8 protein-coding genes are annotated in these 14,183 nt (G+C 36.5%); 7 read left to right on the forward strand and 1 reads right to left on the reverse strand.

Features of this window, described 5'->3' with window-relative positions; all coding sequences use genetic code 11:
- The first annotated feature begins 91 nt into the window (after positions 1–91).
- Complete coding sequence (locus tag AC2D3N_RS03740) at positions 92–1,387, forward strand: pentapeptide repeat-containing protein (protein ID WP_484692824.1); 1,296 nt, start codon at positions 92–94, stop codon at positions 1,385–1,387.
- Positions 1,388–1,452: 65 nt separating this feature from the next.
- A complete protein-coding gene (locus tag AC2D3N_RS03745; protein ID WP_484692825.1) occupies positions 1,453–1,677 on the forward strand; it encodes a hypothetical protein in 225 nt (74 codons plus the stop codon).
- Between the two features lie 53 nt (positions 1,678–1,730).
- On the opposite strand, the gene AC2D3N_RS03750 is transcribed toward AC2D3N_RS03745, so the two are convergent.
- A complete protein-coding gene (locus AC2D3N_RS03750; RefSeq protein ID WP_484692826.1) occupies positions 1,731–2,759 on the reverse strand; it encodes a CHAT domain-containing protein in 1,029 nt (342 codons plus the stop codon).
- A 280-nt stretch (positions 2,760–3,039) separates the two neighbouring features.
- Here AC2D3N_RS03750 and AC2D3N_RS03755 point away from each other — a divergent pair, with 280 nt between their 5' ends.
- From AC2D3N_RS03755 to AC2D3N_RS03775, 5 genes are all read left to right on the forward strand, one after another.
- Entirely contained in the window at positions 3,040–4,608 is a 1,569-nt protein-coding gene (locus tag AC2D3N_RS03755; protein WP_484692827.1) for a cytochrome P450, read from the forward strand.
- Between the two features lie 57 nt (positions 4,609–4,665).
- Complete coding sequence (locus AC2D3N_RS03760) at positions 4,666–5,208, forward strand: Uma2 family endonuclease (protein WP_484692828.1); 543 nt, start codon at positions 4,666–4,668, stop codon at positions 5,206–5,208.
- A 196-nt stretch (positions 5,209–5,404) separates the two neighbouring features.
- Positions 5,405–11,713: an AAA family ATPase gene (locus AC2D3N_RS03765; RefSeq protein WP_484692829.1), complete on the forward strand. Its 6,309-nt coding sequence runs from the start codon at positions 5,405–5,407 to the stop codon at positions 11,711–11,713.
- A 298-nt stretch (positions 11,714–12,011) separates the two neighbouring features.
- Positions 12,012–13,454 (forward strand): response regulator, encoded by a 1,443-nt coding sequence (locus AC2D3N_RS03770; protein WP_079676651.1) that lies wholly within the window; start codon positions 12,012–12,014, stop codon positions 13,452–13,454.
- A 64-nt stretch (positions 13,455–13,518) separates the two neighbouring features.
- A complete protein-coding gene (locus tag AC2D3N_RS03775; RefSeq protein ID WP_079676652.1) occupies positions 13,519–14,163 on the forward strand; it encodes a response regulator in 645 nt (214 codons plus the stop codon).
- Positions 14,164–14,183 lie beyond the last annotated feature (20 nt).

Below are 14,183 nucleotides of genomic sequence, written 5' to 3' on the forward strand. Positions count from 1 at the left end.
TCTTGCGCTTGTTTCTGCTGCTCCTACGTTTTTTTTAAATTATACAGGCTTTGATTTTATAGATATATATGGGGCTATATTATTATCATTATTGAGCACTGTAATTACCATTAGCTTGGCAATTTATATTGGTTGGCAGGCACTTACTGGAGATTGGCGGTATTCAGTTTTGCGATCGCTTGCTATAACAATATGTTCAATAAAAGGAACCAATTTTCAAGAAGCTGATTTAACCGATGCGGATTTTACAGGAGCAATTCTAGCTAATACGAACTTTACCAAAGCAAACTTAACTCGTACCTGTTGGCGAAATGCCAAAAACTTAGATACAGCCAAAGTCGAAGGAACCTATTTAGAAAATGAAAAAATTAGGCAATTACTTGTCACAGGAGATGGACGCGATCAGAACTTCGATGGTTTAGACTTGCGGGGATGTAACTTACAAAATGCAGACTTAACCGATGCTAGTTTCATTAATGCAAAATTGAGTGAAGCCACCTTAGAAGGAGCAAATTTAACACGCGCTAAACTCGCTCAAGCTCAACTCTACGGGACTAACCTCAAGAATGCAATCTTAACAGGTGCTTGCATTCAAGATTGGGCAATTTCCCTCGATACCCAATTTGACGGGATTAAATGTGAATATGTTTATATGCGTTTAGAAACCAAAGAAGACCCCGATCCTTGGCGTAAACCGGATAACCGTAATGAAACGTTTAAAGATGGAGACTTCACTGATTTTATCGCGCCAATTATTAAAACTCAAAAACTCTACCAAACTCAAAATATTGATTTACGGAGAGTGGCAGAAAATTATACTATTCTGGATATCTTTCACCATCAAGGAGTCGATCCAAGTGCAGCTGCGATCGCATTTCAGAAATTAATTGAAAAATACCCAGAAGCCGGACTAAAAGTGCTTTCAATTGAAGGACGAGGAAACGAAAAAATTCACTTCCAAGCTCAAGTTACTGATGAGGCTAACCGTTCAATCCTCAGTCAAGAATATAGTGCCATCTATAACCAAATTAAATCGGGAACTTACAGCGACTTACAAGCGTTTTTAGCCGCTGTCGCTGAAAAAGATCAGCAAATTATCCGTTTTCAAGAGTTACTAGAAAATGCCATTCAGCAACCTAAATTTTATGTGGAAACTTATCAAGAAAGTCGGGGTAATATTACCATTAGTAGCGTCCAGGGAAATATTAGTGGAGTCGTTGGCGGTGATTTAACGGGAACTGTGGATGTGTCCCAAGGCGATACGGAAATTTCAGGCGATCGCAATATTGAAATTAATAAAGGCGATTATCGAGAAACCTCCGTTAATGACCAAGGTAGTTATATTGAAGGGAATGTTCAGAACAGTTCCGAACCCGAAGAAAGCTAAATCTTGTTATGAAATCTTCCTCATAATGTTATAATCAAAAGATAGATTTTTTATATCAAAAATTTATGTCCGAAGGATTACAAACCTCAAGGCTTCAACAAGCACTGGATACAGTAGAATCCCTCTCAATTGAGGAACAAAACCTAATCGTTGAAATCTTAGTTAAGCGACTACAGAGAAACCGTCGAGAAAAACTACTCGAAGAAATTAAAGAAATTCGACAGGAAGCGGCACAAGGTATGATTACAGTAGGTTCTGTAGATGATTTTCTTCGGGAGTTAGAGACTTGAGAAAATTGCTTGGCTTAAAAGTTAAGGGCGATCGCATTATTCTTAAAACCCTCCTAACTTTTGCTATTTTGCCACTCTTCCAAAGCATTAATTACCAAACTCGTGGCTGGATGATTGAGAGCTTGCTGAAAAGCACTAACACCACCCGTCTTTAATGCACCGAGAACTCGCTTCATCAACGCTGGATTACTTTCTATTTGTTCGATCACTTCCCCTGCTATTTTCATCTTTCCCGTCATTGTATTCGTGGGGTTAGCTTTGCTGAGTTGTTCAAGCAATTGTTGAATTTCATTCGCAACTTCAGCAAGATTTTGTTTCTCTGCTGAATTATTATAATAATTTCCTTCTACATATTGTCCTTGGTCATTTACCGATATCTCCCGATAATTACCAGTTCCAATATTAATGTTACGTCCGCCTGTCATTTTTTTATCTCCTGAGTTAGAAACAGTTGAATCGGATTCAGGGGGTTTAATCAAACGTGAAGTTTTAACAGTAGACTTTTCAACCTTTTCGCCATACCAGCGAGGAATAAATTCTTGAGATATTCCAGCCATCCTAATTGCATTACATCCTAAATTATAAGCGAAATTATAAGTTTGACCCGCTCCTAACGCATCATAAAACGCCACTGAAAATTCAATCGCGGCTCTATCATCAATCGCCTGACTCATGCCAATCACATAATTAATATATTTGGCTATTTCTTGAGCTTGGACTTCCGAATAACAGGCATTCAGTACCACACATTCCACCTGTTCAGAAAATAATTGAAACAGTCCGGCGATCGCTTCCGTATCCACTAACTTTTGACATCCGGTGTCATCTTCAAAAACTAAACCATTTTCCCCCGATCCATGTCCGCTAAAATGAACAATATTCGGTTGATAATCTAAAATAGCCCTGCGAATATCTCGATATCGAGTTGCTTCTGCGGATTCAATAGAAAATAAATCCCTAGACTGCGATCGCTTCAATCCTTCTTTAATTTCTCGCATTTCTTCATCCAACCGTAAAGGACTTGTTCTTTTAGGGTTAGCCGATAAAATCAAAATCTTTCGATGAATAGCATCTTGATTCACCAATCAATTCTCCTTAAATAATTTTTTAAAGAACAGCTTTATAAGTTATATTTCTGTTGAGAAATTCAGCACCACAACATTCTTTCTATGAACAACCTATTGTATTGGCTCAACCCTTATTCTCGTAACTCTACGATAGGTCGGTTTTTTACCTAGCCAAAAGTACAGGTTATCCCCCCACCCCAGGGTTAGTTTAAAACTTGACTATTTGTTAGCTCTCTTTATTGCTCTTATCGTTATAGTTATAGGGATTAGCTCAATCGTTTTGGAATGTGAACTTATGCTTTTATTCAGTAATACTCCGATTTCGGTTTCTCTACCCTTGATTCTGACTGTAATTTTCCTGACCCTCGTAGGAATACTGGGCTGGCGCTATTGGGAAAAAAGAAAGCGCTATCAGTCTCTCGAATCCCTGCCTTCTCCACCCAGACACTGGCTATTTGGCAATATTCCTCAAATCTTAGAGGCGGTTAAAAAAAAGCAATTCTTTAAACTGATCTTTGATTGGAGTCAACAGTATGGTTCCATGTATGTTTATTGGACAGATTATCCTGTCCTGATTTTAAGTAAGCCATCAGCTATTGAAAGTACGATTATTAATGGTATGAGAGACGGTAGCTTGATCCGGTCTCAACGCACAAGTCAGGCTTGGAACGATATCAGTGGCCCAATTTTAATCGGAGAAACTGGATCAGAATGGCAATGGCGTCGCAAAGCCTGGAATCCTGAATTTACTTCCAGTGGAATTTCACAGTATATCAACGTTGTTCAGCAAGCCTGTTCTCAAATTACAGCAAAAATTAAAGAAACTGACTCCTCAGAAACGATTCAGGTTGATCCCCTATTTGTAGAATTGACCATGGGTGTCATTGCCTGCTTAGTGTTGGGCATTCCAGTTGATCCCAAAATTCCGACCTCCGAGGGGCCTCCCCTGGATGTTCAAAAAGTCTATAAGGCGATGTCCGTGATCACCTATCGATTTCTGCGCGTGGCGACGGGTGAAAAGCGCTGGATGAAATATTTACCGACACAATCGTCTCGTAATTACTGGTCAGCCAGACGCTATGTTGAACAATTTCTAGCACCTCGCGTAGACCTGGCTTTGCAACTGAGAGACTCTCAGCCCATTGAGTCTGTTTCCCTCAGTCCTTTATTCACTGAATCAATGTTGGTTAAAATAGCCGTAAAAGAACCTCGCTACACAAAGGAAACACTGATTGCAGAAATGATTGAATTCCTGATTGCGGGGACTGATACCACAGCCCATACATTATCTTTCATAGTGGGTGAATTAGCGTTGCATCCAGAGGTTTTCCAAAAGGCTCAAACCCTTGTAGACCAAGTATGGGAAAAGCATGGGTCAATTTCAATCGAAAGTCTTAAAGAACTCACTTATCTGCGAGCAATTGTTAAAGAAACACTCCGCCTTTATTCCGTTGCATCGGGTTCGAGTTCGTTACAAGCCATCAAGGAGACTGTGATTGAGGGGATTACTATTCCTAAAGGGACGAAAGTATTTTGGTCAATGCTGGCTGCGGGAAGGGATGCCCAAACCTATGCTCAACCTGAGCAATTTCTCCCTGAACGTTGGCTGGAAGAAAATAAAGGTAGCCTTTCATTACCCATGATTGACTTTGGCTCAGGGGCTCATCGCTGTCTGGGGGAACATTTGGCGATGCTAGAAGCAACCGTGATGTTAGCTCAACTGCTCCGACATTTTGATTGGGAGTTGGTCAACGGTCGTTCATCTTTAGATAATTTACAGCAGAACCTGTTGATTTACCCAAAAGATCGGATGCCATTACGATTTCAATCCAGAGAGATTGTACCCAGTCTTTCAAAGCGATAGTAAGATGTTAAAAGCTTTCCTGTTCTCTACTATTAAACCCATTTGAGTAATCAACTGATGGTAACACTCAAAACTCAACTCACCCTAAATGAATTTCTGACCCTTCCCGAAACTGACTTAAACTATGAATTGATTAATGGAGAAGCAATCTCTAAAATGGCTCCTAAACGTTTTCATTCTCGACTGACTGTTACTCTGTGTACCCTGTTAACCCAATGGTGTCAAAATCGAGGAGAAATTGGCATAGAATGGGCAGTTACTCTGAAAAAAAATAATCGAGATTGGGTTCCTATCCATGACTTACTTTATATTTCCTATAGTCGTCTTCCCTTAGAACGATTTATTGATGAAGCTTGCCCTATTCCCCCGGAATTAGTGATTGAAATTATCTCGCCTGATCAAACCTTTGGTCAAATGAGTGAAAAAGCGATTGATTATCTCAATGCTGGAGTATTGAGAGTTTGGGTTGTTGACCCTAAAGCTAAAACCATGACTATTTTTTATCCCGATGCACCCCCTCAAACAAAACGAGATGAGGCAATTTTAACCGATAATTTATTAGAAGGATTGCAATTCACGCCTCAGCAAATGTTTCAATAAGCTGGGATTATTTAAAATTATTAATATTGTTACTCCTGATACCACTCTACCTGAGCAGGCAAACTTATGCTACTTTTTTAAATAGCTAGAATGTTTATTGTTAGTATCTAGCAAATTAGAAATATACTAACTAAAAAAACATCTATCTAAAGACAGATTTAGCCTCGTCTACCTGCTGTTGGAGAACGGTTTCAATATGCTGACTATCCCCGGTGTTGAAGTCCAAACTTGCATCTATGAAAGTACGAATTCCCTAGTTTATCGTGCTATCCGAAAGCTAGATAACGAACCTGTTATTGTTAAAATCCTTAAGGAAAATTACCCCACACCCCAGGAACTTGCTCGTTATCGCACAGAATATCAAATTACTCAATCCTTGGATTTAACGGGGGTAATTAAAGCGTATGATTTGCAACCCTACCAAAATACTTTGGTGATGTTTTTAGAGGATTTTGGCGGGGAATCTTTAAAAATATGGTTGAAACAGAGACAATTTACTTTAGAAGAATTTTTAAAAATTGCGATCGCCACTACAGAAAGTTTAGGATTTCTTCACGCAGCTAATATTATCCACAAAGATATTAACCCTTCCAATATTGTTTTTAATCCCACCACCGGACAAGTAAAAATTATTGATTTTGGCATTTCTACCCCGTTTACTCGGAAAAATCCCACCCTCAAAAATCCCAATAGTTTAGAAGGAACTCTCCCCTATATTTCACCCGAACAAACGGGAAGAATGAATAGAAGTTTAGATTATCGCACTGACTTTTATTCCCTGGGTATCAGTTTTTATGAACTGCTCACCCACCAACTTCCTTTTGATAGCACCGATGCCCTAGAATTAGTTCATTTTCATCTTGCTAAACAGCCCTTATCACCCTCACAAATCAATCCAGAAATTCCTCAAGTTTTATCGGATATAGTGATGAAATTAATGGCGAAGAATGCCGAAGAACGGTATCAAAGTGGATTTGGCATCAAAGCAGATTTAGAAATCTGTTTAAATCAGTTAATTGATACTAAGATTATATCAATATTTCCCTTGGCTTGTCAAGATATTTCAGAGCAATTTAAAATCCCACAAAAACTCTATGGGAGAGAGGCAGAAATTGAAACTTTATTAACTGCTTTTGAGCGAGTTTCTGTTCAAAGTGAACTATTTTTAATTGCGGGTTATTCGGGGATTGGAAAGTCTGCTATTGTCCAAGAACTCTATAAACCGATTACTCAAAAACGGGGTTATTTTATTTCCGGTAAATTTGACCAATATCAGCGCAATATTCCCTACAGTGCGATTGTTAACGCTTTCCAAGAATTAGTCAAGCAATTGTTAGCTGAAACAGAAGTAAAACTACAGGAGTGGCGACAAAAAATATTAACCGCTTTAGGCATAAATGGTCAAGTCATTATTGATGTAATTCCTGAAATAGAATTAATTATTGGTCAGCAACCGACTGTCCCAGAAGTTGGGCTAGGTGAAAGTCAAAATCGCTTTAATTTAGTCTTTCAGAATTTTATCAAAGTTTTTATTAAACCGGAACATCCCTTAACTATATTTATCGATGATTTACAGTGGGCGGATGGAGCATCTCTCAAGCTAATTCAATTATTAATGAGTGATGCAAAAGCAGGTTTATTTTTAATTGGAGCCTATCGAGATAATGAAGTTTCTCCTGCTGACCCCCTCAGTTTAACGATTGAAGAAATGATTAAAACTGGAATTAATATTAATCGGATTTTTTTATCGCCTTTGAATCTACCAACAGTAACTCAACTCATTTCTGATACCCTCCACTGTCACGAACAGGAGGTTAAAACTCTAGCTGAATTAATTTTCAATAAAACCGGAGGAAATCCTTTCTTTATCAATGAGTTTCTCCAAGCTCTTTATATTGAAAGACTGTTAAGTTTTGAAATCAATTGTCAAAAATGGCGATGGAATATAGAAGAAATACAAGCTAAAAATTTTACTGATAATGTAATTGAGTTGATGATATCAAAAATTCAGAAATTATCCGAGAAAACAAAAAAAATTATTAAAATAGCTGCTTGTATTGGCAATCAATTTGAACTACAAAATTTGGCTTTAATTGCTCAAAAATCTCTTAGGGAAACCGTAGATATTCTCCATGATGCTATGGCAGAAAATCTGATTTTACCCCTAAATAATGGGGGAGATATAGAATTAGCCATAGCTGGAAAATTACCTGATTCTCAATTATTAGAATATAAGTTTACCCATGACAAAATTCAACAAGCAGCTTATTGTCTAATTGATGAAGAAGATCAGCCACTTTTGCATAGAAAAATTGGACAAATTATATTAAACAATGTTGATCCGGAAAAACGAGATGAAAAAATATTTGAAATAGTTAATCAACTCAATTTAGGCTTTAAACTCATTTCTGATCAGTTAGAAAAAGATGAACTGGCGCAGTTAAATTTAGTTGCGGGTAAGAAAGCGAAAGCATCCGTCGCTTATCAAGCTGCTTTTAACTACTTACAAACCGGAATAAAATTGCTAGGAGATAATGCTTGGTTAGTGCAATATAACCTAAGTTTGCAACTGCACCAAGAAGCCACAGAAGCATCTTATCTTTTAGGGAATTTTGAGCAAATGGAAAGTTTGGCTACTATTGTACTAAAAAATGCTCAAACCGTGCTAGATAAGGTCAAAGTATATGAGTTAAAAATTGAATTTTATCTCATAGAAAACAATTTCAAAGCTGGGCTAAATATTGGAATAAAAGTGCTAAATTATCTAGGGATTATCTTGCCAAAATATTCAAATAGTCTATCTATAAAACTAGAAACAGAAAACTTAATTAACTTGCCCAAAATGACAGATCCCGAAACTCTAGCAGCGATGTCGATTTTAGGAAAAATGTTAGCGATTGGCTATATAGGCATTCCAGAATTATTAGCGCCAATTGTGTTAACACAGATTGATTTGTCTATTAAATATGGTAATGCTCCTAAGTCGAGTTTTGCTTATGCAACTTACGGAGTCATTTTATGTACAAATATGCAAGATATTGAAGCTGGCTATAAATATGGAAAATTAGGTTTAAGATTAGTAGAAAAATTAAATGCTAGAAACCTAAAAGCGGGAGTCTTAGATACATTTGGCAATCATATATTACATTGGAAAGAGCATCTTAGAGGAAGTTTGTCAATTTTAAAAGAAGCTTATTACAGTGCTGTTGAAACAGGAAATATAGATTTTATTGGTTATTCTACTTTTGATTATTGTTTTAATGCTTACTCGGTAGGATATGAACTTATAAACTTACAAAAAGATATTATTACTTATTGCCAAATCCAGACTAAAATCAAAAACAAAAGATGTTTAATTGGGTTGTCAATGTATTTACAAATTATTTTTAACTTATTAGGCAAATCTGAAAATCCCACCCAGCTAATAGGAGAGTTTTATAACGAAGATAAATTTTTACCACTTCATATAAAATCGAGCGATCAACAAGGAATTTTCCTACTTTATCTCAATAAATTAGTGTTATGCTATTTATTTTCCAAGTCTTGTGAAGCTGTTGAAAACGCGACAGTCGCAGAACCATATTTAGATGGTGTGTCAGGAATGGCAGCTATACCTATCTTTCATTTTTATGATTCTCTCGCACATTTAAGCGAATTTGCTGATTCCTCAAACTTGGAAAAAGAAAATACTCTGAAGCGAGTTAATACTAATCAAGAGAAAATGCAAATATGGGCGCATCATGCTCCCATGAATTATTTGCATAAATTTTATCTAGTTGAGGCAGAAAAAGCCAGAAGTTTGGGGCAAGTTATTGAAGCAATTGACTACTACGATCGCGCTATTTCTCTTGCTAAAGAACATGAATATATTCATGAAGCAGCCCTAGCTTACGAACTCGCCGCCAAATTTTATTTATCCAGAGGTCAAGAAATAATTGCCAAGGCTTATATACAGGAAGCTCTTTACTGCTATCAACTCTGGGGTGCGGTGGCTAAAGTCAAACATTTAGAAACACAATATTCCCAATTATTTGTGATGAATCAGCCAACAAAGACAGCAATATTAACTACTATATCAACCACGGGGAACCCTTCAAGTCAGGCCTTGGATATCGCTACTATCATGAAAGCTTCTGAAACTATTTCTGGTGAAATTGTTCTCGAAAAGTTATTGTCCCAACTCATGAAAATTTTGATTGAAAATATTGGTTCTCAGATTGGCTATTTAATCTTAGAGAACCAAGGTCAATTAATGATTGAGGCGGAATGTATTTTAGACAGTCAAGATGTAAGAGTATTACAATCCAGCCCCGTTAAAAATTGTCAAAAATTAGCAGAATCTATTGTTAGTTATGTTTTTAGAACTCAAGAAAAAGTTGTCTTAAATGATGCGAGTGGTGAAGGACAGTTTACCCATGATCCTTATATTCAAACCCATCAACCAAAATCGATTTTATGTGCGCCTTTGATGAATCAAGGACAACTCAGTGCTATTGTTTATTTAGAAAATCGTTTAACCGCACAAGTTTTCACTCCTGACAGGTTAGAAATTTTGCAATTATTATCAGGACAAGCCGCGATCGCTATTACCAATGCTAAACTTTACACTGAAGTTAAAGAACGGGAAAGCCAACTCACTCAATTTATTGATGCGATGCCAATTGGTGTTACTGTTCTGGATAAGAATGGGCAAGTTAATTATGCTAATCAAGCATCTTCTCAACTAACAGGAATGAATACTATACACGAACTTAATTATCAGCAATTTGCCAAAGTTGGTCAGGTTTATCGAGCCGGAACAAAGCAATTATATCCCACAAATCAAATGCCAATTGTTCGTTCTTTAGCGGGTGAAACGGTTAAAATTGATGATATGGAGATTCATCATCTGGATCAAATTATCTCTTTAGAGGTTTCTAGTACACCGATTGTGGATGAAACCGGTCAAGTTAAATATGCGATCGCCACTTTTCAAGACATCACCGAACGCAAACAAGCGGAAAAACTCTTAGCAGATTATAACGCAACTTTAGAACAACAAGTTACAGAACGTACCCTAGAACTCCAACAAGAAATTGCAGAAAGAAAACGAGCAGAAGCCAGCGCAGAAGCCGCCAACCAAGCCAAAAGTATATTTTTAGCCAATATGAGTCATGAACTCCGAACTCCTCTTAATGCCATTTTAGGATTTTCTCAACTAATTAATCGTGCTTCTAATTTATCTTCAGAACAGCAAGAAAATTTAGGAATTATTACCCGAAGTGGGGAACATTTATTAACTCTCATTAATCAAGTTTTGGATTTATCAAAAATTGAGTCGGGACGAACTACCATGAATGAAAATGATTTTAATTTTGATCAATTATTAGAAGATTTAGAGGATTTATTTTATTTTCAAGCTCAAAATAAAGGAATTCAGTTGCTCTTTGAAAAATCACCCTATCTCCCTCAATATATCCGAACAGATGAAGTAAAATTACGTCAAATTTTAATAAATTTATTAGCAAATGCCGTTAAATTCACCTCAGAAGGAGGGGTCTGTTTAAGGGTTAAATCGGAAACGGATCAGTTATTCTTTGAGATCGAAGATACGGGAATCGGGATTGCACCGGAAGAATTAGAAACTCTATTTGAAGCGTTTGTACAAACCCAATCTGGTCGGAATTCTCAACAGGGAACGGGATTAGGATTAGCGATTTCCCGGTCTTTTATTCAGCTATTGGGCGGAGATTTAAAAGTAAAATCCTCAGTAGGAAAAGGAACTATTTTTAATTTTGAGATTAAAATTATTATTCTTGATCGGATAGATTCTCAACCTCAAATTCCTGATCAAAAAGTGATGAGTTTAGCTCCTAATCAACCTGAATATCGAATTTTAGTGGTGGATGATCGTCGGGATAACCGAACAATGTTAATTCAATTATTATCCAGTTTAGGCTTTGAAGTTTATGAAGCCAGTAATGGCATTGAAGCGATTGAATCTTGTCAACAATATTCACCCCATTTAATTTTTATGGATATGCGGATGCCTGTGATGGATGGTTATGCAGCAACACAACATATTAAAAATACAATACAAGGTCAAGAAACCGTAATTATTGCGGTGACTGCGAGTAGTTTTGATGAGGAAAGAGCAATTGTTTTATCATCCGGTTGCGATGATTTTATTAGAAAACCCTTTCGAGATATGAAAATATTTGAAATTTTACAAAAACATTTAGGAGTAGAATTTATTTATCAAGAATCAGATATTTCTCTTTTATCTAAGGTAAATTTAAAGGTTTTAACAACTCAAAGTATAGCGAATTTACCTTCTAATTTAGTAACAGATTTATTTGAATCAATTGTTAATCTGGATCAACAAAAAATGGAAGCTATCACCGCAGAAATCAAGAGTCTTAATTTAGAATTAGGAAATGCGATCGCCCATCAAATCCAGCATTTTCAATATCAACAATTACTGAATTTAATTGAAATGGTTGTGGAAGAAGGGAGTAGGAAATAGTTAATAAGTAATGGGTTTTGGACTAATAACGAGTCGCGGGCGGGTTCTTTGAGATAGGAGTGAATCACCGCGCATCTCGACGAACCCGCCCCTACAACTGATACCAGCTTGCTAGATTAAAAAAATGCTTAAAAAACCGCAAAAGTCTATAATTTAAGCTATAAATAGTCTAATATCCGACTCCCATCTTCCTAGGTTGAATTTCCCTATTGATGCTTGCTAAATTAAATTCATGCAGGTTTCAACGCGCATCTCTGTGTCTGCTGAACCCGATTAATGGCCTTTTCATCAAAAAAAAATGAATATTTCTGTTAATTCTTCTGCCTTGGGGCAGATTTTAATTGTTGATGATGTACCAGAAAACTTAAATCTTTTAAGCGGAATGTTGTCGAGTCGAGGATATAAAGTTAATCTCGCTCCTAGCGGAAAATTAGCTCTAAAATTTTTAGAATCTAACCGACCGGATTTAATTTTACTAGACATTATGATGCCTGAATTAGATGGTTATCAAGTCTGTAGTCAAATTAAATCTTGTGAACAAAAACAAGATATTCCTATTATATTTTTAAGTGCTTTACAAGAAGTTTTTGATAAAGTTAAAGCCTTTTCTTTGGGGGCAACTGATTATATTACTAAACCTTTTGAATATCAAGAGGTTTTAGTCAGAGTTGAAAATCAATTACGTCTGAGAAGACTCTCAAAACAGCTATTACAACAAAACCAACAACTGGCTGAAGAAATTGCCGAACGCCAGCGAGTAGAACAACAGATTAAGCAACAAAAGGAAGTTTTACAAACGATCTTTGATCAAATTCCAGTAATGTTAGTTTTGTTGGATGATCACAACCAAATTCAATTCGCTAATCAAACTTTAAAAAATACATTGGGTTGGACAATAAAAGATTTCAAAAATCGAGATTTTCTTACCCAATTATATCCTAATTATGAAGATAGTCAAGTTTTTTTAAACCATCTTCAGAACGCAACATCAGAATGGCGAGAATTTCAGCTTAAAATAAAAGCGGAAGAATCCTTAGAAACGGCTTGGGCATTTATTCCTTTAAATCAAGGGGAACGCATTGGGATTGGTCAAGATATTCGGATTCATAAACAAGCTCAAGACGCTTGTATTTTAGAAGAAAGAAACCGGATGGCACGAGAAATTCATGATGGTTTAGCCCAGGCTTTCACGGGAATTATTATTCACTCAGGAGCCGCATTAAGAGTGATACCAGAAACACTTGAAGCGACGATTAATCATATTCAAACGGTACGGACTTTAGCTCAATCAGGACTGGCTGAAGCCAGACGTTCCGTGGCAGCATTACGTCCCAAATTATTAGAAGAAGGTGATTTATGCAACGCATTAAATTGTTTAATCAATCAGATGAAAACCTATACTGAGGCAACTCTTTTATTAGATGTGGTTGGAACTCCTTATTTTTTAATTTCTGAAGTCGAAAATCATCTTTTGAGAATCGGACAAGAAGCCTTGACAAATGCGATTAAATATAGCCATGCTAGTCTGATTACCCTGGAATTAATCTATGAACCAACGCAATTAATTTTGCGAATTCAAGATAATGGACAGGGATTTGATCCTCTTGCCGTTAAAAATGGTTTCGGTTTTTTGGGAATGTCAGAACGTGCGGAGCGCATCGGAGCAAGACTTACCATTCAAAGCCAATTAAAGCAAGGAACATCAGTGATTGTATTAGTTCGTCGTCCTGATAAAAACTAAAAATTAATAGGAAATTTGTCATCTAATAGCAACTGCAATCTTTGAATTTTAAGGGTGTATAAAAATGACTAATCAACTGAATAAAATTAGAGTTTTAATTGTTGATGATCACTCGATTGTTAGACAGGGTTTAGTCAGTTTATTAAATAGAGAAGAAGATTTAACTGTTGTGGCTGAAGCCGGGAATGGACAGGAAGCAATTGAATTGTTTAGAAAATATCAACCGGATATCACGTTAATGGATTTGAGAATGCCGGACATGGATGGAACTTCTGCTATTAAAGTGATTGTAAATGAGTTTAAGAATGCTCAAATTATTGTGTTAACTACCTATGATGGTGATGAGGAAATTTATCGAGGATTACGGTTAGGGGCTAAGGGTTATTTGCTAAAAGATACTGACCCTAATGAATTATTAATCGCCATTCGGACAGTGGCTAAAGGTCAAACTTATATTCCATCTTTGGTAGGAGCAAAATTAGCTGAACGGATGAGTAGTCCTCAATTAAGTGACCGTGAATTAGATGTCATTCGTTTAATTGTTGCAGGAAAAAGTAATCCAGAAATTAGTTTAATTTTGCATATTACTGAAAGTACCGTTAAATTTCATGTTAATAATATTTTTGGCAAATTGAACGTTAATGATCGAACGCAAGCTGCATTGGTCGCCCTAAAACGAGGAATTGCCAGTACCTGGCGGAATCCCTAGAAAAAACCTATTTTTTTAAT

Source organism: Planktothrix sp. PLAVEN19ND (assembly GCF_057220675.1).